Source organism: Caldicellulosiruptor acetigenus (genome assembly GCF_026914305.1).
Lineage (GTDB): Bacteria > Bacillota > Thermoanaerobacteria > Caldicellulosiruptorales > Caldicellulosiruptoraceae > Caldicellulosiruptor > Caldicellulosiruptor acetigenus.
This window is the reverse complement of record NZ_CP113866.1, coordinates 1736170-1758461: the sequence shown is the minus strand read 5'-3', so window position 1 is coordinate 1758461 and position 22292 is coordinate 1736170. Positions and strand designations below refer to the sequence as shown.

General features: G+C 36.8%; 27 protein-coding genes and 1 other RNA gene. 25 read left to right on the top strand and 3 right to left on the bottom strand.

Features of this window, described 5'->3' with window-relative positions; all coding sequences use genetic code 11:
- The first annotated feature begins 1 nt into the window (after nucleotide 1).
- The 25 genes from OTK01_RS08775 (at nucleotide 2) to rnpB (ending at nucleotide 19616) form a co-directional block, all read left to right on the top strand.
- On the top strand, nucleotides 2-1870 hold the full coding sequence (locus OTK01_RS08775; protein WP_029228167.1) for a YgiQ family radical SAM protein: 1869 nt from the start codon (nucleotides 2-4) through the stop codon (nucleotides 1868-1870).
- Complete coding sequence (folD, locus tag OTK01_RS08770) at nucleotides 1818-2687, top strand: bifunctional methylenetetrahydrofolate dehydrogenase/methenyltetrahydrofolate cyclohydrolase FolD (RefSeq protein WP_013432297.1); 870 nt, start codon at nucleotides 1818-1820, stop codon at nucleotides 2685-2687. The genes OTK01_RS08775 and folD overlap by 53 nt, the downstream gene beginning before the upstream one ends.
- Nucleotides 2688-2704: 17 nt before the next feature.
- Entirely contained in the window at nucleotides 2705-4027 is a 1323-nt protein-coding gene (gene rimO / locus OTK01_RS08765; RefSeq protein WP_029228169.1) for a 30S ribosomal protein S12 methylthiotransferase RimO, read from the top strand.
- Nucleotides 4027-4575, top strand: coding sequence for a CDP-diacylglycerol--glycerol-3-phosphate 3-phosphatidyltransferase (gene pgsA / locus OTK01_RS08760; protein WP_029228170.1), 549 nt, complete (start codon nucleotides 4027-4029; stop codon nucleotides 4573-4575). The genes rimO and pgsA overlap by 1 nt, the downstream gene beginning before the upstream one ends.
- A gap of 11 nt (nucleotides 4576-4586) precedes the next feature.
- Nucleotides 4587-5822, top strand: a complete 1236-nt coding sequence (locus OTK01_RS08755) for a competence/damage-inducible protein A (protein WP_013432300.1) — start codon at nucleotides 4587-4589, stop codon at nucleotides 5820-5822.
- Nucleotides 5823-5884: 62 nt separating this feature from the next.
- Nucleotides 5885-6955 carry a recombinase RecA gene (gene recA, locus OTK01_RS08750; protein WP_013403618.1) on the top strand — a complete coding sequence of 357 codons (1071 nt, stop codon included), beginning with the start codon at nucleotides 5885-5887 and terminating at the stop codon, nucleotides 6953-6955.
- Entirely contained in the window at nucleotides 6939-7541 is a 603-nt protein-coding gene (locus OTK01_RS08745) for a regulatory protein RecX (protein WP_029228171.1), read from the top strand. Before recA ends, OTK01_RS08745 begins: the two co-directional genes overlap by 17 nt.
- A 94-nt stretch (nucleotides 7542-7635) precedes the next feature.
- On the top strand, nucleotides 7636-9201 hold the full coding sequence (rny, locus tag OTK01_RS08740) for a ribonuclease Y (protein ID WP_013432302.1): 1566 nt from the start codon (nucleotides 7636-7638) through the stop codon (nucleotides 9199-9201).
- Nucleotides 9202-9292: 91 nt separating this feature from the next.
- The gene (locus OTK01_RS08735; protein WP_013432303.1) at nucleotides 9293-10072 is read left to right on the top strand and encodes a TIGR00282 family metallophosphoesterase; all 780 of its coding nucleotides are present in this window, start codon (nucleotides 9293-9295) and stop codon (nucleotides 10070-10072) included.
- Nucleotides 10073-10206: 134 nt separating this feature from the next.
- Nucleotides 10207-11148, top strand: coding sequence for an AAA family ATPase (locus OTK01_RS08730; protein WP_029228172.1), 942 nt, complete (start codon nucleotides 10207-10209; stop codon nucleotides 11146-11148).
- Entirely contained in the window at nucleotides 11141-11623 is a 483-nt protein-coding gene (locus OTK01_RS08725) for a stage III sporulation protein AB (protein ID WP_029228173.1), read from the top strand. Before OTK01_RS08730 ends, OTK01_RS08725 begins: the two co-directional genes overlap by 8 nt.
- Before the next feature lie 22 nt (nucleotides 11624-11645).
- A complete protein-coding gene (spoIIIAC, locus tag OTK01_RS08720) occupies nucleotides 11646-11846 on the top strand; it encodes a stage III sporulation protein AC (protein ID WP_013403612.1) in 201 nt (66 codons plus the stop codon).
- Between the two features lie 20 nt (nucleotides 11847-11866).
- On the top strand, nucleotides 11867-12253 hold the full coding sequence (gene spoIIIAD / locus OTK01_RS08715; RefSeq protein ID WP_013430632.1) for a stage III sporulation protein AD: 387 nt from the start codon (nucleotides 11867-11869) through the stop codon (nucleotides 12251-12253).
- Nucleotides 12254-12265: 12 nt separating this feature from the next.
- Entirely contained in the window at nucleotides 12266-13375 is a 1110-nt protein-coding gene (locus OTK01_RS08710) for a stage III sporulation protein AE (RefSeq protein ID WP_029228174.1), read from the top strand.
- Between the two features lie 4 nt (nucleotides 13376-13379).
- On the top strand, nucleotides 13380-13874 hold the full coding sequence (locus OTK01_RS08705; protein WP_029228175.1) for a stage III sporulation protein AF: 495 nt from the start codon (nucleotides 13380-13382) through the stop codon (nucleotides 13872-13874).
- A gap of 6 nt (nucleotides 13875-13880) precedes the next feature.
- On the top strand, nucleotides 13881-14435 hold the full coding sequence (locus OTK01_RS08700) for a hypothetical protein (protein ID WP_029228176.1): 555 nt from the start codon (nucleotides 13881-13883) through the stop codon (nucleotides 14433-14435).
- Nucleotides 14432-14968 (top strand): SpoIIIAH-like family protein, encoded by a 537-nt coding sequence (locus tag OTK01_RS08695; protein ID WP_029228177.1) that lies wholly within the window; start codon nucleotides 14432-14434, stop codon nucleotides 14966-14968. The genes OTK01_RS08700 and OTK01_RS08695 overlap by 4 nt, the downstream gene beginning before the upstream one ends.
- An 85-nt stretch (nucleotides 14969-15053) precedes the next feature.
- Entirely contained in the window at nucleotides 15054-15440 is a 387-nt protein-coding gene (locus OTK01_RS08690) for an Asp23/Gls24 family envelope stress response protein (protein ID WP_013411746.1), read from the top strand.
- Between the two features lie 52 nt (nucleotides 15441-15492).
- Nucleotides 15493-16032 carry an alkaline shock response membrane anchor protein AmaP gene (gene amaP / locus OTK01_RS08685; RefSeq protein ID WP_029228178.1) on the top strand — a complete coding sequence of 180 codons (540 nt, stop codon included), beginning with the start codon at nucleotides 15493-15495 and terminating at the stop codon, nucleotides 16030-16032.
- A 10-nt stretch (nucleotides 16033-16042) separates the two neighbouring features.
- Nucleotides 16043-16252 carry a DUF2273 domain-containing protein gene (locus OTK01_RS08680; protein ID WP_013432311.1) on the top strand — a complete coding sequence of 70 codons (210 nt, stop codon included), beginning with the start codon at nucleotides 16043-16045 and terminating at the stop codon, nucleotides 16250-16252.
- Nucleotides 16253-16276: 24 nt separating this feature from the next.
- Nucleotides 16277-16714, top strand: coding sequence for a transcription antitermination factor NusB (gene nusB, locus OTK01_RS08675; RefSeq protein ID WP_083789043.1), 438 nt, complete (start codon nucleotides 16277-16279; stop codon nucleotides 16712-16714).
- Complete coding sequence (xseA, locus tag OTK01_RS08670; protein ID WP_029228179.1) at nucleotides 16711-18075, top strand: exodeoxyribonuclease VII large subunit; 1365 nt, start codon at nucleotides 16711-16713, stop codon at nucleotides 18073-18075. Before nusB ends, xseA begins: the two co-directional genes overlap by 4 nt.
- Nucleotides 18068-18328, top strand: a complete 261-nt coding sequence (gene xseB / locus OTK01_RS08665; protein ID WP_029228180.1) for an exodeoxyribonuclease VII small subunit — start codon at nucleotides 18068-18070, stop codon at nucleotides 18326-18328. Before xseA ends, xseB begins: the two co-directional genes overlap by 8 nt.
- Nucleotides 18325-19224, top strand: a complete 900-nt coding sequence (locus OTK01_RS08660; RefSeq protein ID WP_029228181.1) for a polyprenyl synthetase family protein — start codon at nucleotides 18325-18327, stop codon at nucleotides 19222-19224. Before xseB ends, OTK01_RS08660 begins: the two co-directional genes overlap by 4 nt.
- 39 nt (nucleotides 19225-19263) lie before the next feature.
- Nucleotides 19264-19616, top strand: an RNA gene (gene rnpB / locus OTK01_RS08655) — RNase P RNA component class A.
- Between the two features lie 70 nt (nucleotides 19617-19686).
- Here rnpB and OTK01_RS08650 read toward each other — a convergent pair.
- From OTK01_RS08650 to OTK01_RS08640, 3 genes are all read right to left on the bottom strand, one after another.
- Nucleotides 19687-21027, bottom strand: a complete 1341-nt coding sequence (locus tag OTK01_RS08650) for an MFS transporter (protein ID WP_029228183.1) — start codon at nucleotides 21025-21027, stop codon at nucleotides 19687-19689.
- A gap of 144 nt (nucleotides 21028-21171) precedes the next feature.
- Entirely contained in the window at nucleotides 21172-21723 is a 552-nt protein-coding gene (gene spoVT, locus OTK01_RS08645; RefSeq protein WP_029228184.1) for a stage V sporulation protein T, read from the bottom strand.
- Between the two features lie 66 nt (nucleotides 21724-21789).
- The gene (locus OTK01_RS08640; protein ID WP_029228185.1) at nucleotides 21790-22161 is read right to left on the bottom strand and encodes a hypothetical protein; all 372 of its coding nucleotides are present in this window, start codon (nucleotides 22159-22161) and stop codon (nucleotides 21790-21792) included.
- Nucleotides 22162-22292: the final 131 nt, after the last annotated feature.

Genomic DNA, 22292 nt, shown 5'->3' with positions numbered 1-22292 from the left:
AATGGCTTTTTTACCTATTTGCAAGGAAGATATGAAAAAGCGTGGGTGGGACGAGCTTGACTTTGTATTTGTATGCGGAGATGCGTATGTGGACCATCCTTCTTTTGGACATGCAATAATATCACGAATAATAGAAGATTATGGTTTCAGAATTGGAATAATTCCTCAACCAGACTGGAGAGATTCAAAAAGCATAACAGTGCTGGGAAGACCACGGATTGCTTTTTTGGTATCGGCAGGTAACCTTGACTCCATGGTTGCACATTACACTTCATTTAAAAAGCCACGAACTCAGGATTATTATTCACCCGGTATGAAAATGGGAAAAAGACCAAACAGAGCAACGATTGTTTATTGTAACTTGATAAGGAAAGAGTATGGAGATATTCCTATCATAATTGGCGGGATTGAGGCTTCTTTGAGAAGATTTGCTCATTATGATTACTGGTCTGATAAGGTGAGAGCTTCAATATTGATAGATAGCAGTGCTGACCTTTTGATATACGGAATGGGCGAAAAGCCATTGTTTGAGATTTTACCAAGGCTCAAAAAAGGAGAGAACATAAAAGAGATAAGAGATGTGCAGGGGACATGTTATGTTGCAAAAGATATTCAGCATCTTGAGGGAAAAGACTATATTATCATTGACAGCTATGAAAAAGTGAAAGAAGACAAGGTGGCGTACGCCCGTGCTTTTGCTATTCAGTACAGGGAACAGAACCCGTACACAGGAAAGATAATTGTCCAGCCACATAAAAATTTATATGTAGTTCAAAATCCGCCCGCAAAACCTTTGACAGTGGAAGAGATGGACTATGTTTATTCTCTGCCGTATGAGCGAAACTATCATCCCATTTATGAAAAAGAAGGCGGGATAAAAGCCCTTGAAGAGGTCAAGTTCAGCATTGTATCCCACAGAGGGTGCTTTGGAGGCTGTAATTTCTGTGCTCTTCACTTTCATCAGGGAAGGATTATTCAAAAAAGGAGCCACAAGTCAATCTTAGAAGAAGTTAAAAAGCTAACAAAATTTCCTGATTTTAAGGGATATATTCACGATGTTGGTGGACCTACTGCAAATTTCAGAAATCCTGCGTGCAGTCTTCAGCTTGAAAGAGGTGCTTGCAAAAATAGGCAGTGTCTTTTTCCACAGCCTTGCAAAAATTTGGAGGTTGACCACAGCGAGTATTTTGAACTTTTAGAGAAGATAAGAAAGATAAAAGGTGTAAAGAAGGTATTTATAAGGTCGGGAATAAGGTATGACTATCTTCTGCTTGACAAAAACTACAGAAAGTTTTTGGAAAAACTCTGCATGCACCATATTTCTGGCCAGTTAAAAATAGCACCTGAACATATCTCTAATAATGTGTTAAAATATATGGGTAAGCCTCCGAAAGAGGTGTATGAGAAATTTGTAAAAGAATATTTTGAGACAAATAAAAGGCTGAATAAAAAACAGTATATCATTCCTTATCTTATGTCAGGACATCCTGGGACAAAGCTTGAAGATGCAATTGAGCTTGCAGTGTTTCTAAAAAGAAATGGGTTTGTGCCAGAGCAGGTACAGGACTTTTATCCAACACCCGGGACTGTATCAACTACAATGTATTACACTGAATTGGACCCGTTTACCTTAGAAAAGGTCTATGTTCCAAAGACGTTAAAAGAAAAGATGATGCAAAGAGCTCTTTTGCACTTTCACAATCCCAAAAATTATGATTTGGTGTATGAGGCTTTGAAGATAGCAAAAAGAGAAGATTTAATAGGATATGGCAAAGACCATTTGATTCCACCAAAACCAAAAGATGGAGGTAATAAAAGTGTCAGCAAAGATAATAGACGGAAAAAGAATAGCGCAGGAAATAAAAAATGAAGTAAAGATTGAGGTTGAAAAGTTAAAACAAAGAGGAATAGAGCCAACTTTGGCTGTTGTGATTGTGGGAGATGACCCGGCATCCAGAAGTTATGTGAATTCCAAGAAAAAAGCATGTAGTGAGGTTGGAATAAATTCTGTGGAGTTTGCGCTAAGCCAAAACACAACCCAAGATGAACTTGAGAGCTTAATTGATAGACTAAACAGAGATGAGAAAATAAACGGTATATTGGTTCAGCTTCCGCTACCAAATGGACTTGATGAGAAAAGGATTTGCACAAAAATCCTTCCACACAAGGATGTTGACGGGTTTCATCCGCTCAATGTTGGGATGGTTGCAACTGGCATAGAGTTTGAAAGAGCAATCAAACCGTGCACACCCTTTGGAATTATTGAACTTTTGAAAAGAGAAAATATAGAGATAAAAGGAAAACATGCTGTTGTGATAGGAAGAAGCAATATTGTTGGGAAACCCTTGGCTTTGCTTCTTTTGAGAGAAAACGCAACAGTTACCATTTGTCACTCATATACAAAGGGCTTGAAAGACATCAGTAGACAAGCAGATATACTTGTTGCTGCAGTTGGAAAGCCAAGGTTTGTCACATCTGATATGGTAAAAGATGGAGCAGTTGTAATTGACGTTGGAATAAACAGGGACGACGCTACCCAGAAACTTGTTGGTGATGTTGAATTTGAAACTGTAGAAAAAGTGGCATCGTTTATTACACCTGTTCCCGGTGGTGTTGGACCAATGACAGTTGCTATGCTTATGAAAAATACACTTTTTGCTACCATGCTTCAAAACAATCTGGTGTAAAGAAGGAGTGCCAAGAATTGATTAAGGTTGGGTTTGTCTCGCTGGGATGTAATAAAAACCTTGTTGACAGTGAAATAATGATGGGTGCATGTGTCAAGGCAGGATTTGAAATCACCTCAAATGCAGAGGATGCTGATGTAATTGTTGTAAACACATGTGGTTTTATAAACGATGCAAAACAGGAATCAATAGATACCATATTAGATATGGCTGAATATAAGAACAAAAAATGCAAGTTTTTGATAGTGACAGGGTGTTTGACGCAAAGATACAAAGGTGAGATATTGGAACAGATGCCAGAGGTTGATGCAATACTTGGTGTGAAAGAGATGTTAAAACTACCTGAGGTAATAAGAGGCTTATATGAAGGTAAACAGAAAATAAAAATGTTTGATGATGCAACTTCGTTTGTGTATACAAGTTCAATGCCAAGGGTGATTGCCACTCCCAGATACTATGCCTACATAAAGATAGCAGAAGGGTGCAACAACAGGTGTTCTTATTGTTCCATACCATTTATTAGAGGCAAGTATACAAGCAGACCTATTGAAGATATAGTAAAGGAAGCAAAAGAATTAGCAGAAAAGGGATACCAGGAAATTGTCCTCACAGCTCAGGATACTACAAAGTATGGTTTGGATTTGTATGGCAAGAAGATGTTACCCTCTTTACTTGAAGAGCTTGAAAAGATTGAAAAAATCAAGTGGATAAGATTTTTGTACTCTTACCCTGAGGATGTGGATGAAAATCTTATCGAGGTGGTAAAATCTTCTTCTAAGATAGTAAACTATTTTGACATTCCAATTCAGCATATAAATAATAGAATATTAAAGCTCATGAACAGAAAAACAACAAAAGAAGGTATAAAGAGGCTAATAGAGAAGATAAGAAGAAGTTTTGATGAGGTTGTGATAAGGACAACAGTTTTGGTTGGATTTCCTACAGAAACTGACGAGGAGTTTGAAGAGCTTTGCAGCTTTTTAAAGTGGGCTGAGTTTGACAGGCTTGGCGCTTTTATGTATTCTCAGGAGGAAGGTACACCTGCTTCGCAGCTTCCTCAGGTTGACGATGAGGTGAAACAAAGAAGATATGAAAAGGTTTTGAATATTCAAAGAAAAATTTCTAAAAAGCAAAACAAAAAGCGAGTAGGCAGAGAATACGAAGTTGTTATAGAGGCAAAAGATAAAAACAACTTTTATATTGGAAGGAGCCAGTTTGAAGCACCAGAGGTTGACGGAAAAGTTCTGGTGTTTTCACAAAATAAACTGACAGCTGGTCAGTTTGTCAAGGTAAAGATACTCGATGCGTTTGAGTATGATTTGGTAGGAGAGATAATTTGATGAATGTTGCCAATATTTTAACAAGTGTGAGAATATTGTTGATACCTGCATTTATGTTTTTCTTACTCTACAGTAATATTCCATATTCAAAGGTTATAGCAGCGGCCATATTTATAGTTGCTGCAATTACTGACAGTTTAGATGGTTATATTGCAAGGTCAAGAAAAATTGTAACAAATTTTGGTAAATTTTTGGATCCTCTTGCAGACAAGTTGTTGATAACCGCAGCACTTGTAAGTTTGGTGGAGCTACAAAAAATTTCCTCTTGGGTTGCCATGATTATAATAGGAAGAGAATTTGTAGTAACTGGCCTTAGGATGGTTGCAGCTGCAGAAGGTGTGGTTATTTCTGCAAATGTGTGGGGGAAACTGAAAACAATAAGCCAGATTGTGGCAGTTGTGCTTCTTTTGCTTGACAACTATCCTTTTGTTCTTCTGGGGTTTCCTCTTGATAAGATAATGTTGTACGTGGCAGTCATACTTACAATTTATTCAGGTTTTGATTATATAAAAGCAAACTGGAAAGTGATAGACTTTACAAAAAAGTGAGGCGAAAATTTATGGTGGCTGAAATAATCTGTGTGGGCACAGAACTGTTGCTTGGTCAGATTTTGAACACAAATAGTCAATATCTTGCTCAAAAATTGGCCGAGCTTGGTATTGACCTTTATTTTCAGACAACTGTTGGGGATAACATGGAAAGGCTCAAAATGGCAATTGATATAGCCACAAAAAGGTCTGACATATTGATTTTTACAGGAGGGCTTGGTCCAACATCTGATGACATTACAAAAGAAGCAGTAGCAGATTATTTTGGCTTGGCGCTTGTGCTGGATGAAGATGTATTAAGAAGAATTGAAAAGTTTTTTGAACGCAGGCAAGTAAAGATGCCTGAGATTAACAAAAAACAGGCATATGTTCCCGAAGGTGCAAAAGTTCTTCACAACAAAAATGGTACAGCACCTGGACTCATCATTGAAAAAGACGGCAAGATCGCAATTTTGCTTCCTGGACCTCCTTTTGAGATGCAGCCGATGTTTGAAGAAGGAGTCTTGCCTTATTTAGAGAAGTTTTCAAAACAAAAGATTTACTCAAGAGTTTTAAAGTTTGTTGGAATAGGTGAGTCTTCTATTGAAGAGGCTCTGAAGGATTTAATTCTCTCTCAGACAGACCCAACGATGGCTCTTTATGCAAAGCCGTTTGAAGTTGAGCTGAGAATTACAACAAAAAAAGAAAGCGAAGAGTGTGCAAAATCACTTCTTCAATCGATGGAAAATAGAATAAGAGAGCGTTTAGGAGAGTATATTTATGGTGTTGACAGACAGCTGCTGGAAGAAGTTGTGATAGGCTTGCTTGCAGAAAAGAAGTTAAAGGTTAGCGTTGCCGAGTCGTGCACGGGAGGGCTTATCTGCAACAAGCTTACCAACGTTCCAGGTGCATCTGAAGTATTTGACAGAGGATTTATAGTGTATTCGAATGAGGCTAAGATGAAACTGCTTGGTGTTCCAGAACAAGTTTTGAAAGAACACGGGGCAGTAAGTTCTCAGACAGCAAGGTATATGGCACAGGGAGCACTTTCAAATTCGCTTGCCGACATTGCTCTGTCTGTGACAGGAATTGCAGGGCCAGGCGGTGGAAGTGAAACAAAACCTGTTGGACTTGTATATATTGGCATTGCAACAAAAGACTATAGCGAGAGTTTTGAATTCAGGTTTTCGGGTGACAGATTAAGGATAAAAGAGATGACTTCAAAGGCTGCCCTCAACATTTTGAGAAAAAAGATAATTGATTATTGAAAAGTCAGAAGCAAAAGTATATAATAATTCTAAACATATGTTCGAAAAGATGGGGGTTAAAAATGGAAAACTTAGATAAGAAAAAAGCCTTAGACAAGGTTATTATGGAGATTGAGAAGGCTTACGGGAAAGGCGCTATAATGAAGCTTGGCGAGATGGCAAAGGAAAATATTGATGTAATACCCACAGGCGCACTTTCACTGGACATTGCGCTTGGTGTTGGTGGAGTTCCGCGAGGAAGAATTGTAGAGATATATGGTGCAGAGTCATCTGGTAAGACCACCATTGCGCTTCACATAATTGCAGAAGCACAGAAAATGGGTGGTGAGGCAGCATTTATTGACGCTGAGCATGCGCTTGACCCATTTTATGCTAAAAAGCTTGGTGTTGACATAAACAATCTTATTGTTTCCCAGCCGGACAGTGGCGAGCAGGCTTTGGAGATTGTGGAGGCGCTTGTTAGAAGCAATGCTATAGATGTAATTGTAATTGACTCTGTTGCGGCGCTTGTGCCTCAGGCAGAGATTGATGGTGAGATGGGAGAAGCGCATGTTGGACTTCAGGCAAGGCTCATGTCACAGGCGCTCAGAAAGCTTGCGGGTATTACAAGCAAGACAAAGACCACAGTCATATTCATAAACCAGCTTCGTGAAAAGGTTGGTGTGATGTTTGGCAATCCAGAGACAACACCGGGTGGTAGAGCACTCAAGTTCTATGCATCTGTCAGGTTAGAAGTTAGAAAAGGTGAGATTATCAAGTCTCAAGGCCAACCGATAGGCAGCAAGGTAAAGGTCAAGGTTGTAAAGAATAAGGTTGCGCCACCGTTTAAAGAGGCTGAGTTCGATTTGATTTATGGAGAAGGAATCTCAAAAGAAGGAAATGTTTTAGATGTTGCAGTTAACATCGATGTTATTCAAAAGAGTGGGGCGTGGTATACTTACAACGGTCAGAAGATTGGGCAGGGCAGAGAAAACGCAAAACAGTTTTTGAAAGAAAATCCTGATATAATGCAGGAGATAATTGAAAAGATAAGGCAGAATGCAAACCTTGCATTTGAGAAGATAAAGACAACAGCAGAGATTTCTGATGAGGATTTGCTGTTGAGTGGTGAAATTAATGAGGATATTGGATAAAAAGATAGTTGGAAGCAGAGCTTTGCTTGTTTTTGACGATGGCAAAGAAGTTGAGATTGACAGAGAGGTCTATCTTGAAAAAGGGTTGTATGCAAAAGATGAAATAGACCAAAAAGAATTGGAAGAGGTTTTATTTGAAAGTGGTCTTAAAAATGCAAAAAAGATGCTGGTAAGTTACATTCAAAGGTATCCGCTCAAATCTGAATATGGGTATTATAAATATTTGCTTTCCCGCGGGTATGATTCGGCTACTGCTTTGAAAGCGGTAGCTTATTTTGTTAATAGCGGATACATTGATGAGATGGAAGCTGCAAAAAAGCTTGTAAATAAGTATCAAAAGAAAAAGTCAAGCTTTGAGATATTACAGCTTTTGCGGAAAAATGGGTTCAAATCGTCTACAATTTCAAAGCTGAATTTAAAGCATGAAAATGATAAAGAAATTCTTGTAAAGCTTTTGCAAAAGAAGTTGAGAAGAGTAAATAAAAAAGATAGCAAAGAGATTTTAAAAATTATTAAGTGGTTTGTGTCAAGAGGATATGACTATAATACAGTGGTTGAAAAAATTAGAGAATTCTTAGATTATTGAGAAGTCGCCATTGTTGACACTGTGTGCAAAAAGTAATAAAATTTAATTGAAGCAGTTTTTTATAATTTATCATTGACTATTCAACACAAAGGAGGTGCAAAAGATTAGTGAGACATTGAAGCTTGTAATTATTGGAGCAATTGTTTTGATAGCATCAATGGTTGCCTTTTTCTTGGGCTATTTATATAGAAAGAAGATTGCAGAAAAGACCATAAAAAGTGCTGAACAAGAAGCCCAAAGAATTGTTGAGGAGGCCAAAAAACAGGCCGAGGCATACAAAAAAGAGGCAACACTCCTTGCAAAAGAAGAGATACACAGAGCAAGGAGCGAATTTGACAGAGAAGTAAGAGAGAGAAGAGCAGAGCTCCAGAGGTTCGAAAGAAGACTTATCCAAAAAGAAGAAATGCTTGACAAAAAGATGGCTTCTGTAGAAGAAAAAGAGGAGCAGCTCAATCAGAAGCTGAAAGATATTCAGAAACTTCAAGAGGAGATTGAACTTTTAAAACAAAAAGAGCAGGAAGAGCTGCAGAGAATTTCCGGGCTCACTCAGGAAGAAGCAAAACAAATTATATTAAAGAGTGTTGAGCAGGATGTTAAACACGACGTTGCCCTCATGATAAAAGAGCTTGAACAACAAGCAAAAGAAGAAGCTGACAAAAAAGCCAGAGAAATTATTGCTACTGCTATCCAGCGCTATTCATCAGACTATGTTGCAGAAAACACTGTATCTGTTGTTACACTGCCAAATGACGAGATGAAAGGTAGAATCATAGGTAGAGAAGGAAGAAACATAAAGACATTTGAAACTGTCACAGGAATAGACCTTATAATTGACGACACACCTGAAGCAGTGATACTGTCGGGATTTGACCCGATAAGACGTGAAATAGCAAAATTGACGCTTGAAAAGCTCATTTTAGATGGGCGAATACATCCTGCGCGAATTGAAGAGATGTACGAAAAAGCAAAACGAGAGGTTGAAAATAAGATTCGAGAAGAAGGAGAAAGAGTTGTATTTGAGCTTGGAATTCACAACTTGCATCCAGAACTTATTAAGCTCATAGGAAAGCTCAAGTACAGAACAAGCTATGGTCAAAATGTTCTTGCGCATTCTATTGAAGTAGCAAACATAGCAGGTATCATGGCAGCAGAGCTTGGTCTTGACCAGAGTATTGCAAAGCGTGCAGGGCTTTTGCATGACATTGGCAAAGCAGTTGACCATGAAATGGAAGGATCACATGCCCTAATTGGTTACGAGCTTGCTAAAAAATACAAGGAGACAAACCCGGATGTCCTTGAGGCGATTGGCGGGCATCACGGTGAGATGGAAACAAGGTCAATTTACAATGTGCTAATTCAGGCTGCTGACTCTGTTTCAGCGGCACGACCAGGAGCTCGAAGAGAATCTCTTGAGTCTTATATCAGAAGACTTCAGAAGCTTGAAGAGATTGCAAATTCTTTTGATGGTGTTGAAAAAGCTTATGCAATCCAGGCAGGAAGAGAGATAAGAATAATGGTAAAGCCTGACCATGTGAGTGACGATGATATTGTTATAATGGCAAGAGAGATAGTAAAGAGAATTGAAAGTGAGCTTGATTACCCAGGTCAGATAAAGGTAAACGTAATCAGAGAAGTTCGAGCAGTTGAATATGCAAAATGAGAAAAAAAGCGTGTTTTGTTCATAGCTTTAGAGGCTGTGGACAAGACACGCTTTTTATAAATTTATTCTGGAAAATATCTGGAGGTATGGAATGAGATTTTTAGCTATAGGAGATGTTGTTGGAAGGCCGGGGAGAAACATTCTAAAGAGCACCCTCTCTAAACTCAAGGAAAACTACAAGATAGACGTTGTGATTGCCAACTGTGAGAATGCTGCAGGCGGCAATGGCCTTACCAAAAAGGTTGCTGATGAGCTTTTTTCTATAGGAATTGATGTTATGACAATGGGAAACCATGTGTGGGCAAATAAAGAGATTTTTTCTTTCATAGAAAATGAGACCAGGATAATAAGACCTGCAAACTATCCCGAGGGAACAACCCCTGGCAGAGGATATAATGTGTTTGAAAAAAATAATCTCAAATTTGCAGTTATTAACCTGTGTGGCAGAGTTTTTATGGAAAACTTGGACTGCCCTTTTAGGAAGATAGATGAGATTTTAGGAAAAATAGAATGTCCAATAGTCATTGTTGATTTTCATGCAGAAGCCACATCAGAAAAGATAGCACTTGGCTTTTATGTTGATGGCCGTGTTTCTTGTCTTTATGGGACTCACACACATGTTCAGACAGCAGATGAAAAAATACTTCCAAACGGTACTGCTTATATAACAGACATTGGTATGACAGGACCGTATGACTCTGTTTTGGGTGTTGACAAGGATATTGTAATTCAAAAATTCACAACCCTTCTTCCTGTCAGATTTGAAGTTGCCAAAGGTAAAGCTCAGTTCAATGGAATTGTGTTTGAAGTGGACAACAACAGCGGAAAAGCAGTTTCTATTGAGAGGATAAACTTTACGCTGGAAGAGTAAATAAAGATTTGAACACCCTTTTTGAGAGCTGCAAGTAATCAAAATTGGCAGCTCTTATTTTTTTCTCATAATCTTCAAGGTAACATAATAATAATTTAATATAGAACAAATGAAAAAAGGAATGTGAGGTCTTAATGGCAGCTTTAAGTGTAAATACAGAAGTTGAAAAACTCCTTGACAAACTTCCTGCTGAGATTGTTTATACAATCAGAATGGCCTTTGAAAAACGCCTTTATGAAATTTGTGAGATAAAAATAAACTTGAACTGTCCACTAATTGTCATTGGTAAAAGGGAATATGTCTTTGACAGTTTGATAATTACAAAAGAGATTTTAAACAAATGTATAAGCAGGCTGACAAACAACTCTCTGTTTACATACGAAAAAAACATACTCCAGGGATATTTTACAGTTGATGGTGGGCACAGAATTGGAGTTGCTGGAAAATTCACCTTTGAAAATGGAAACAAACAGGGTTTTGTCAGTTCAATCAGTGGGCTTAATATAAGAGTGTCTAAAGCAGTTAGAATAGAACCCGAAAAAATCTTAAAAAATATAGTGAAAGAAAATCTTGATAGTATCTATAACACTCTCATAATCTCCCCGCCTGGCTGTGGGAAAACTACACTTCTCAGGAACATCATAAGAATCTTAAGCTCTGGTGAAGGAATTTTGGCAGTAAGAGGATTTAGAGTGGTGGTAATTGATGAAAGGTCTGAGATTTGCGCGGTAGATAATGACAGAAGAGAGATTGGTATCAGAACCTTTGTGTTAGACGGAGTGGATAAGCTAAGAGGGATTTTAATGGCTGTGAGAAGTTTAAATCCTCAGATAATTGCGATGGATGAGCTTGGGTCGCCTTCTGATTATTTGGCAGTTTGTGAAGCATCAAAGATGGGTGTGAAAATAATTGCTACAATGCACGCAGAATCGGTAAAAGACATCTATATGAGAGAGTTTTCAAGAAAGATAATCAATCAGGGCGTGTTTGAAAAGGTGATTGTTTTAAGTTCCAGAAACGGTCCCGGGACCATTGAAAAAATACTGTCGCTGGGTGAAGGGAAAAATGGTGGTTAAGATAATTGGTTCAGTTTTAATTATTTTTTCGTCTTGCATGATTGGGTACTATCAAACCTTGAAGCTGTGGCAGCAGGTAAAGATTGTAAACCATATGATAGTATTTTTTACATATACAAAAGCAAATGTAATTGCAGCACGTCTGACGTTTGCCGAGATTTTGGAAAATTTTAAGCTCAAAGAGGAAAGTAAGTTTAATCAAGTAATTGAATACTACTTTTTGTCCATAGGGAAAAATCAAAGTGATGTTAAAAATGTTTATCAACTCGATAGAGAACTTCATAGCCTTCTTGTTAGCCTTTTTAATGTCATAGCTTTTTATTCTATAAGCGAGATAGAAAAGGTTTTGGATGAAGGAATCAGAGAACTTAGAGAATACTACGATGTTTACAAACTCAAGTACAAAAAAAATAGAAAGATGTTTGCAGTGCTTGGGATTTTTTGTGGAGTGTCTATCTGTATATTACTTCTATAAATGGGTTGAGGTGTAGGAATTGATGAATGGAATAGATTTGATTTTCAAGATAGCAGTAATAGGTATCATCCTGTACCTTGTAAATCAGGTGCTTATAAAAGCTGAAAAGGAAGAACTTGCGATGATGACAACCCTTGTAGGAGTTATAATTGTACTTTTTCTCATAATTGACCTCATAAGAAGGTTTTTTGATACTGTTAAATCAGTTTTCAATCTCTACTGAGATGCTGAGGGACTTAAAAAATGGAAATATTGAATATCATTGCGCTGGGTATTATTTCAGTTTTTGTTGTAAGTTTATTGAAAAGAACTCAAAAAGAAGTTGGACTTGCTGTGGCGGTTATGGTTGGGATACTCATTTTTTTGATGGTGATTGATAAACTTGTGTATGTTGTGGAAAAGATTGTTGAGATGGGAAACAGAGTGTCATTTGCAAGCGGCTATGTAAAGACGCTGGTAAAAATGACTGGTATTGCACTAATCTCAGAGTATACAGCAAGTGTATGTAAAGACAGTGGTGAAAATGCAATTGCTGAAAAAGTAGAATTTGCAGCAAAAGTTATAATCTTGTTTTTATCACTTCCTTTAATAATGAGCCTATTTGATTTAATTACCAAATTTTTAAGATAAGAGGAATGAATAATGAGACAAAAGAGTTTAGTTTCAGTGTGTATACTTGTATTTTTCATAGTAGCACTTGAATGTTGCCAAGCATCCCAGATTTCACAAGAATACATCAAAAAAACGAAACAAATTTTAAATGATTACACTGAAAAAGATATAAGGAGTTATCTGGAAAACATTGTAGAACAAAAAAGAACAAAGCTGGATATGGTAAACGTTTTGAAGGAAAAAATAATGGGACAGGTTTTTTCTACTTTTCGTCAAATAAGTTTGATACTTATTATAACCCTATTATATATACTCATTGCAAGCGTTCAAACAGGTCTTAAGAACCAATCAATTGCAAATGTAACGTTTTTGGCTTTTTTCTTCACAGAGGTTTTGATTGTACTTCAAAATTTAAAAGATGTTCTTTTAGATGCCCAGCAGACAGTTCAAAATGCGTGCAATTTTGCTGAAGTATTTTTTCCTCTTTTTGTTTCTCTGATAGCTTCTATGGGATATCCAACGTATGCAGCAGCAATGAGTCCGAAGATAATGTTTGCCATTGTTTTTTCATCTGAATTTTTGAAAAACATCATCTCACCCTTTGCATACACTTACATACTTATCAGTATTTTATCGAATATTGATAGTGGCAGATTGGGATTGAGAAGGGTTCTGGGTTTCTGTAAAACTGCGTTGATGTGGTGTATAGTGATTGGGATTGTTGTGTTTGTTGCTATTGTGTCTGTCGAAGGTGTTGCAAATGTTACAGTGGATAGCTTAATTACAAAATCAATTAAATACAGTGTTGGTAACTTTGTGCCGTTTGTAGGGAAAATATTATCTGATGCTGCGGACACTCTCGCCACAAGCCTTGCTATAGTAAAAAATTCTCTGGGTTTGATTGGGCTAATTGTTTTGCTTGTTGGTATTGGAATTTCGCTTTTAAAGATTTTAGCTGTATTTGTTGTTTTCAGAGTAGCAGCCATTTTTGTGGGTTTGATTGGGGATGCAAAGCTTGCCCAGTTTTTAGATGATTATGCAGATGTGCTTATTTTAATCTTTGCAATAGCATTTGCAGCTTTGTGTATGTTTGTTGTTGCGTTTTCCTCATCCCTCTTTTTGCTTCAGGTTGGAAGGTGAGAGTATGCAGGAGATTCTCAACGAGATTGCCCTCTCTCTATTTTATATAGTAATAATTGCAATTTTAATTGAAAATTTAGTAAATGAAAGTTACAGAAAATACATAAATGTTTTTTTAGGACTGACAGTAAGCATGGTATTAATAGCGCCCATTGTCGAAAACTCTGATTTTTTAAAGTTTGAATTTCAGAAAAGCCTTCAGAGGATAGAGAGTGAATTCAACCAGCAGGGAATTTACTCTCAAGACATCTACAGACAAGCTCTTGTACAAGAGTATAAAAGCAAATTGAAAGATGAAATTGAGGATAATGTAAGAGATATATGTGGGAAAAAGATACAGATTGTTGAAATGCACATCTATGAAAATATGGATTCACCTGATTTTGGAAAGGTTTATGAGATAAAAATTGAAGGTGAGTATGATGGTAAGGTGGTTGAAACAATTTCAAACAAATATCATGTGCGCAAGGATAAAATCTATTTCCAAAAGCTGAGGTGAAGAAAAATGGCTGATTTGAGAAGGATAAAAAATTTGCTTGAAAATGTTATGAAAAACAAAGATTTGATTATCTTTTTGGGAGTATGTGGAATATTTCTTCTTGTAGTTTCTGCAAACTTTTCTATATCTTCAAAACAAACAAGTGCTACTATAAAACAACAAGAAATTCAAGAGGATGGGCAGCAGTATGAACAGCTAATTGAGAAAAAACTTGAGGGTATATTAAAAGAAATAGACCCAACAAGAGATGTTTCAGTGATGATAACTTTTGACGACTGCTATGAGTATGTGCTTGCCACAGAAAAAAGAGAGAACAGGCGAAATGAAAAACAAAACCAGAATACAACCATTTCTGAAGAAGAGATAGATTGCAAAGTGGTGGTGTTGCAACAGCAAGGTGAATCAAAACCTTTTGTGGTAAAGAAAATATACCCAAAAGTCAGAGGAGTGGCTATAGTCTCCAAAGGAGCAAGGGATAAGAAGGTATATATAGGCCTTGTTAAGGCTGCATCAACTGTGCTTGGTATAACTCCTGATAAAGTGGAGGTGTTTGTTAAGTGAACAAGAAAATATTTATAAAAGTCTACAGCAAAAGACAGCTGATGATAATATCACTTGTCGTTTTGCTTATAGTAGCAGGAATTATAAATTCAAGAGTGGAGCTTGGGAGTAAAAAGAAGATAAACCCTTCTGTAATTGAAGTAAGTAACCCGACTGTACACAAAAATGAAAGCAATGCTGAAGAAGGTACAATTGATGAAATGAAGCTAAAAAGAGAAATAGAACGTTCTAAAGAGATAAACCTTTTAAAGTCTCTTTTAAATAGCCAAGATGATGCAAATGTTCAGAAAAAGATTGATGATAAGATAGCCCAAATTATCGATATTAGCAACAAGGAAATGACATGCGAAAATGTTCTAAGTTCCAAAGGTTTGGGAGAGTGTGCAGTGTTTTATACAGATAATACAATATATGTTGTGGTACAAAAGAAACTTGAAAAGAAAGAGCTAATTCAGATTCAGAATGTGATAATGAACGTGTTCAAAGTAGATTTTAGCAAGATAAGAGTGTCTCAAAGTAAAAACTTAAATTAACTGATGTTGTTAAAACAAAAAAGTATAGGGTATAATATAAACATAGAATGAAAATTCTTTTTAAAGATTGAGGAGGTATTTTAATATGTCAGAAAACACTATTGGTGAAACAATGGGTGGGGTTGTAAAGATTGCTGAAGAAGTTGTGGCTATAATTGCAGCTGTTGCAGCCTCTGAAGTAAAAGGCGTTGCATCAATGGTTGGGTCTTGGACAGGCAATATTACAGAAGCTCTAGGTAAAAAGAACTTGGCAAAAGGTGTAAAAGTTCAGGTAGGAGAAAAGGAAGCGGCAATTGACATCTACATAACTGTAGAGTATGGTGTCAGAATTCCAGAGGTCGCATGGGAGATTCAGGAGAGAGTAAAGAGTGCTGTTGAGAGTATGACAGGCTTGAAAGTTGTTGAAGTCAACATACATGTTCAGGGAATAAAGTTTGAAAAAGAAGAGCAAAAAGAAGAGGTGGCAGAGTAAATCTCTGGGCAGCAGAGATTTACTCTCATTTTTGTGAGGAGGAAAGATTCAAATGAAAATCGGTGAGAGAATACTTTTGACCATTTTTACATTAATTGTAATTTTTCTTTCAGTAATTGCTATTTTGCTTCCACTCAACATCTTTGACGTAGATACAATCCAGGCTGCGGTATATAATTATATGAACACACCCATATATGCCATCATACCGCTACTTCTGATAATAATGGGCTTTTCGGTCATGTTTATTGGTGTTAAAAAGAAAAAAGCAAGACTTGGGATAATTCACACAAACGAGTTTGGAAATCTTTTAATATCACCAAAAACATTTGAGTCGGCAGGGTACAATGCAGTAAAGGATATAAAGGGAATAAAAGATGCCTCGATTGAGATAGAGTTTGACGAAAGTGGCGTTATATATTACATTGATGCTATTGTCACAAACGATGTCAATGTGCCTGAGTTGACAAAAGAGGTTCAAAATGCTATAAAGAGTCATGTGGAAGTGGCGATAGGCATTCCAGTGAAGGCCATTAACTTTCATGTCAAAGACATAGTTGCCCCGCAAGTACCTATCACTCATTTGAGGTAGGGGTGTTAAAATGGATTTGTTGAAAGAGTTTTTAATAAAACACATAGGAGAAGTAATAGGCGGGCTGATTGGTCTTGTATTTGCTATATTTGTTCTAATTTTTGGTTTTTTTAAAACACTGTTTATATTCGTTTGCATAGCGGTTGGAATATTTATAGGCGGACGATATTTTGAAAAGAAAAAACTAATTGAGTTTTTAGACAAACACTTACCATGGTAAAAAAGGGGTTGAAAATGAAATAAAATGCACAGAAGAAGGAAGACAAGAGAACTCAGTATGAAGATTTTGTATGCCTACAGATTTGAAGATGGGCAACAAGACATAATGGAATTTTACAAAAAGTTTAGAGAATTAAATCAAGATGAAGATTTCAAAGACATAGATGAGAAGTATCTTGAAAGATTATTAAAAGGGGTTATTCAAAACCAGCAGAGAATAGATAATCTTATTGAAAAGTACTCAAAAGACTGGCCACTTAGCAGGCTTCCCATGGTTGAGCTTGAACTTATGAGGATAGCTGTGTATGAGCTTTTGTTTGAAGAAGATGTTCCTGTGTCTGTTGCAATTGACGAGGCTGTTGACATGGCAAGCATATTTGGGATAGAAAAGGCACCAAGCTTTGTAAATGGCATACTTGGCAGGATTGCTGCAAATGAGGTGAAAAGAGGCCAGAAATCATGATGATAAACAATATAGTCTCCAAGAAAGAATGGAGCGTTTATGAGCTTACAAGCTATTTAAAAAAGAAAGTTGAAATGGATGTGCTTTTGAAGAACATATACCTAAAAGGTGAAGTTATAAAACCTTCAGTTTCAGGCGAGCATCTTTATTTTGAGCTGAAGGATTTAGAATATGATGCAAAGATAAAATGCGTATTTTTTTGGTTTGACAAAAGTGTAGAGATAAAGCATGGTTCTAAAGTACTCGTAAAGGGCAATGTCATTTTTTATGAAAAAGAAGGGATAATTGAGCTAAAGGTAAGCGAAATCACTGATATAGGACTTGGAGAGCTGTTTGTAAAATTAAAGCAGCTTGAAGAAAAGCTAAGACAGGAAGGACTCTTTGATTCAAAATACAAAAAAGAAATACCGCGCTATCCCAAAAAAGTAGGAATAGTGACCTCAAAAAATGGTGCGGCAGTCAGGGACATTCTTAATACAATTTACACCCGGTTTGAAAACATTCAGGTATATATTTACAGCTGTTCAGTTCAGGGACAAAACGCTCCATATGAGATTTGCGAGGGGATAGAATATTTCAACACAGCAGAGCCTGTCGAGGTTATTATTGTTGGACGTGGTGGCGGCGCATTTGAAGATTTAATGGCGTTCAACAGTGAGATGGTTGTTAGAAAGATATTTGAATCTAAAATTCCTGTTATATCGGCGGTAGGGCATGAGAGGGACTATGTTTTGAGTGACTTTGTTGCGGACATGAGGGCTATAACTCCCACCAATGCAGGCGAAATAGTGGTAAGTTTTCAGAACCAGGCACTGGAGAAGCTAAATGAATATCAAAAGAGAATGAAAAGTGCGATGGAAAAGATATTAAATATGGTCAAAGAGAAAGTAGGAATACTTCAATATAAATTATACCAAAATTCGCCTGCGAATACCATCGCAAAACGTGCACAGGATATTGATTTGTATTCTCACAAACTTTCTTTTGCAATCAATAAAAAGCTTCATGAATCTCATAGGAATTTAAAGAATTTTGAGAAGAGATTGGCGGATAGGAATCCTGAATCAAGGCTTTCGGTTGCGAGAACAAATTTTGATAATTGTAGCAGAAGGCTTGGGGAAGCTTTCAAGAAGATTTTTCAGCAAAAAGAGTTTGCATATAAGGTCAATCTGGAAAAGTTAATTGCCCTAAATCCCCTGAATGTTTTAAAGAGGGGATATTCTATAACATTACATAATTCTAAGATTTTGACCACCATTTCGCAGGTAAATAATGGAGATGAGATAGTTACTCAGCTTTCAGATGGTATAATAAAATCTAAGGTGTTTTTCAAGCAAGAAGGAGCTGAAAGTGATGTGTGAACTGCAAAAAGATATAAAATTTGAAGATGCGATGAAAAGATTAGAAGAGATTGTAAAGAACTTGGAAGATGGCAATCTTTCTCTTGAAGAGGCTATAAAGCTTTACGAAGAGGGAATTAGGCTTACAAAGGTTTGCAATGATATACTCCGCAGCGTGGAAAAGAGAGTAGTGTTAATTGAAAAACTAAATGGAGAATACATTCAAGATGACATTACCGATGATATTTATGGAGGCTTAGGGCAGAAGGAATGATAAGCAGGAAATTAGAGGAGTATATAAACCTTTCACAGAAAAAAGTAGAAGAGCATTTAGAAAAAATTTTAGCAGAAAGGTCCCCAGAAATAATATATCAGGCTATGCGATACAGCGTTTTTGCAGGGGGAAAAAGGCTCAGACCTTTGCTGTGTTTGCTTTCATATCAAATGCTTTCAAAGGACCAGGAAGTAGACCAAAAGATTTTGGATATAGCATCTGCGATAGAGCTTATTCACACTTATTCTCTCATTCACGACGACTTGCCGGCAATGGACAATGATGTTCTGCGCAGGGGGAAACCTACAAATCATGTTGTGTTTGGCGAAGCGATAGCCATTTTGGCGGGTGATGCGCTCTTAAATTTGGCAGCAGAAGTTTGTATGGAATGGATATTGCGCTGTGGTTGTGAAAAAAATTTAGTAAAAGCAGCAAAATACCTTTTCTGGGCATCTGGCGTTGAAGGTATGATAGGCGGTCAGGTTATTGATATAACAAATTCTGGACAGGATATTAAAAGTGAAGAACTTTTGTTTGAGATGCACTTGAGGAAAACTTCAAGATTGATTCAAGCATCGTGTGTATGCGGAGCTCTTGTGGCAGGTGCAGAAAATGATGTTGTGTCTGATATGGAGGAATTTGGGAAAAATCTTGGTCTTGCCTTTCAAATAAGAGATGATATTTTGGATGTTATCGGTGACAGTAAAAAAGTGGGCAAGAGTATAGGAAAGGATATAAAGGAAAAGAAGAATACCTTTGTAACATTTTATGGTTTGGAAAAAGCACAGCAGCTTGTTGAACATTATTCTCAGAAAGCCATAGATGTGATACAAAAGTATGACAATTCAGAACTTCTTATAGAACTTACCAATTATTTGATAAACAGAGAAAAGTAGCAGTTGACATAATTTAAATAAAATTTATAATAGAATATGCGAGCAGGTCGAACGGCTGCGCAAGGGTAGTTTCCCTTGTGAGGAAAGTCCGAGCTCCACAGGGCAGGGTGCTGGGTAACACCCAGTGGAGGCGACTCCAAGGAAAGTGCAACAGAAAAGAACCGCCATCCATTTTTGCATGGATGGTAAGGGTGAAAAGGTGAGGTAAGAGCTCACCAGCAGTCAGGCGACTGACTGGCTGTGCAAACCCCACCCGGAGCAAGACCAAATAGGGGAACAATGCAGTGGCCCGCTGCGTTCCCGGGTTGGTCGCAAGAGGTCTGATGGCAACGTCAGACCCAAAGAGAAATAGCCGTTCTCGACAGAACTCGGCTTACAGACCTGGTCGCACATCAAAAAAAGATAATTCAAAAAATGCCCAAAGCATAATAAAGCTTTGGGCATTTTTGCATTTTGTATGTTTTACGCTCTTTTTATTTTACTTTTAATAACATTCTTGAGGCTTTTTGCACCAGGTTCCTTTACGTTCTTTTTAAGATAAATCACAGCTAAAAATCTCAAAAAGCCTGATACAAAAAATGCGACATGGTACGTAGCTATGTCAAAATGCATGTAATTTTTGAAAAAGGTAACAATGTACGGTGCGATATCTTCTATAAGGTAGCCTCCAAGTACAATTGGAATAGCTGTTCCAAATATTGCATTGAACATGTTTATAACACCAACATACATAGATGTTTGAGTCTGGTCGGATAATTTCAAGATTAAATTGTTATTGCTCATATCAATTATAGGCCACAACAGTCCCGCAAATATGCTTATTATAGTCACTAAGTACTTGTAATTGTTTTCATTAGTGAAACACCACACAATAGGCAACAAAGACAAAAGACTTGCTGCAAAAAGGAGCATTGGTCTGTTGCCTATTTTGTCTACAACTCTTCCTATGTATGGCAGTGTAAGTATGGTTACAATGTTGCTTACAATCTGTGTCAGAAGAATAATGTCAAAATAACTCATCTTGAGGTCTTTTATCATGTACATATTAAAATATGGGCCTGCAATGCTAAGACCAAAGTTCCAGATTACAAAAAAGACCATAAATTTTTTAAAGTGATGGTTTTCGAGAGTAGAAACAAACATTTTCTTCAAATCAGTTTGTTGTTCCTGGGCCTTCATAGGAATATCTTTTACAAAGAAGAAACAAGCTATATCAAGCATTCCCATTATGGCTGCAAACACAAAAACTATAGAAAATCCTAAAAGACTATTGTACATATCCAGAAATTTACCAATGGCAAGTCCGCTGAGCATTCCCACAATAGTGGAAATTGTTGCTCTTCTTGAAAAGAACCTGCCTCTTATGTGCATTGGAACTAAGTCATTTATCCACGACCAGAAAGAAACGTTTGTGAACGAGTTAGAAATCGAAGATATTGTCATCAATAATATCAAGAAAAATAGCAGAATATACGAACCTTTTCCTAAAATTAGTGGTAAAATGGCAATCAATGCCCATGGTAGTCTGTGAAGAAATCCGCTTATTAAAAATATGAGCTTTCTTTTTTTTGATTTTTCAAGAAAATAAGAGGCAAAAACTTGCGCCACACCACCAAGCACTGGCAGTGCAAGCATCACACCATACATCAGATCGCCAAATCCTATTGCCTTTGCAAATCCAGCAACTGGTGACCCTGTTGTTACATTGAAAAAAACTATGCCAAATGTGATGCCAAGTATTACAAAATTGAGACTCTTGCGCAATGAATTGTCTGATGTCAAGTCTGCGTTTAATTTGAACATCTAATGACCCCCAACATGTTGCATTGTTTACGTTGTATTAAATTAATTTTTTTTTTACACAGTTTATTATACTCCAATATTTCATTAAAAAAAACTGTAGGTTTAAAAACCTACAGTTTAACCTCAAAATTTTGTCAAAAACAACTACTGTTCAAGCTGTTTTCCGAAAAAAGATGTTGCAGCTTGAACAAGCTTGTACTCTGAGTCACCCATAACAACATGTGACTGTGTTGAACACATAATCACGCTGCCGATTACACTTCCTTCGGAAAGTATAGGACTTACTATCTGAGCAGTATATCTTGTTGTGTCGCCTTCGACAATTGGTATGCTGCTCATATCATTTTCAGATTTCACAACAACAATAGTATTTTCTTCCATAACTCTTTCCAGTTCTTGGCTCAAAGGCTTATCCATATAATCCTTTTTAGAAGCACCTGCAACAGCTATTACTCTATCCCTGTCAGTGATAATTATGATATGACCACTCACCTGGTGAAGAGTTTCGGCATATTCTTTGGCAAATGCCCCCATTTCACCAATTGGTGAATATTTCTTTAAGATAACCTCACCTTCGTTATCGGTATATATTTCAAGCGGGTCACCTTCTCTGATTTTAAGAGTTCTTCTTATTTCTTTCGGGATTACAACCCTTCCCAAATCGTCAATTCTTCTTACAATCCCTGTTGCCTTCATCTTGTTTCAACTCCTTTTTTAAATATTTCTATAATTAGTTTTGATAATTCTTTGCAGCCTTATTCTTTACTTTTCTTCATCAACCTTTTTTATTAAATTTTCCAGCTGGATTTTTCTGAAAGCCTGCTTTTTTAACATGTTATTCAAGATATGCTTTGGTAACTTATCTCTGTAATGTTTCAAATACCCTTCTGTATAGAGATAGTTTTTAACTAAGCTTCTGACCTCATTTTCTCTGTCATGTTCGTTTAGTATTGCTTTCTGGATATTTTCTATTTGCTCTTCTCTTCGCCTTTGCTTTTGAATAATCTGTTGAATCTTTTCGTATGGCAAAATCTCGCCAAACTCTTCAAGATGACGTTTGGTGCGGGTATAATTTTCGACAAGATTTTTAAAATGAGCAAATCTGCGTTTGTTTATATGAAGGTCATCTTTCATTGTTTTCACCTTTGTTTAAAATATTCTACTTAGTATTTTTTACAAATGAATATAGTTTTAATCTTAAAAATGATTTTAAATTGAACAAAAATTGCTGTATAATAGAGTACAAATCAGCTTTGTGCAGAAAG

Coding starts and splice junctions, on each gene's coding strand:
- OTK01_RS08775 (WP_029228167.1), top strand. CDS start 2: ATGGCTTTTTTACCTATTTGCAAGGAAGATATGAAAAAGCGTGGGTGG.
- pgsA (WP_029228170.1), top strand. CDS start 4,027: ATGAATGTTGCCAATATTTTAACAAGTGTGAGAATATTGTTGATACCT.
- OTK01_RS08755 (WP_013432300.1), top strand. CDS start 4,587: ATGGTGGCTGAAATAATCTGTGTGGGCACAGAACTGTTGCTTGGTCAG.
- recA (WP_013403618.1), top strand. CDS start 5,885: ATGGAAAACTTAGATAAGAAAAAAGCCTTAGACAAGGTTATTATGGAG.
- OTK01_RS08745 (WP_029228171.1), top strand. CDS start 6,939: ATGAGGATATTGGATAAAAAGATAGTTGGAAGCAGAGCTTTGCTTGTT.
- OTK01_RS08735 (WP_013432303.1), top strand. CDS start 9,293: ATGAGATTTTTAGCTATAGGAGATGTTGTTGGAAGGCCGGGGAGAAAC.
- OTK01_RS08730 (WP_029228172.1), top strand. CDS start 10,207: ATGGCAGCTTTAAGTGTAAATACAGAAGTTGAAAAACTCCTTGACAAA.
- spoIIIAC (WP_013403612.1), top strand. CDS start 11,646: ATGAATGGAATAGATTTGATTTTCAAGATAGCAGTAATAGGTATCATC.
- spoIIIAD (WP_013430632.1), top strand. CDS start 11,867: ATGGAAATATTGAATATCATTGCGCTGGGTATTATTTCAGTTTTTGTT.
- OTK01_RS08710 (WP_029228174.1), top strand. CDS start 12,266: ATGAGACAAAAGAGTTTAGTTTCAGTGTGTATACTTGTATTTTTCATA.
- OTK01_RS08705 (WP_029228175.1), top strand. CDS start 13,380: ATGCAGGAGATTCTCAACGAGATTGCCCTCTCTCTATTTTATATAGTA.
- OTK01_RS08700 (WP_029228176.1), top strand. CDS start 13,881: ATGGCTGATTTGAGAAGGATAAAAAATTTGCTTGAAAATGTTATGAAA.
- OTK01_RS08690 (WP_013411746.1), top strand. CDS start 15,054: ATGTCAGAAAACACTATTGGTGAAACAATGGGTGGGGTTGTAAAGATT.
- amaP (WP_029228178.1), top strand. CDS start 15,493: ATGAAAATCGGTGAGAGAATACTTTTGACCATTTTTACATTAATTGTA.
- OTK01_RS08680 (WP_013432311.1), top strand. CDS start 16,043: ATGGATTTGTTGAAAGAGTTTTTAATAAAACACATAGGAGAAGTAATA.
- nusB (WP_083789043.1), top strand. CDS start 16,277: ATGCACAGAAGAAGGAAGACAAGAGAACTCAGTATGAAGATTTTGTAT.
- xseA (WP_029228179.1), top strand. CDS start 16,711: ATGATGATAAACAATATAGTCTCCAAGAAAGAATGGAGCGTTTATGAG.
- xseB (WP_029228180.1), top strand. CDS start 18,068: ATGTGTGAACTGCAAAAAGATATAAAATTTGAAGATGCGATGAAAAGA.
- OTK01_RS08660 (WP_029228181.1), top strand. CDS start 18,325: ATGATAAGCAGGAAATTAGAGGAGTATATAAACCTTTCACAGAAAAAA.
- OTK01_RS08650 (WP_029228183.1), bottom strand. CDS start 21,027: ATGTTCAAATTAAACGCAGACTTGACATCAGACAATTCATTGCGCAAG.
- spoVT (WP_029228184.1), bottom strand. CDS start 21,723: ATGAAGGCAACAGGGATTGTAAGAAGAATTGACGATTTGGGAAGGGTT.
- OTK01_RS08640 (WP_029228185.1), bottom strand. CDS start 22,161: ATGAAAGATGACCTTCATATAAACAAACGCAGATTTGCTCATTTTAAA.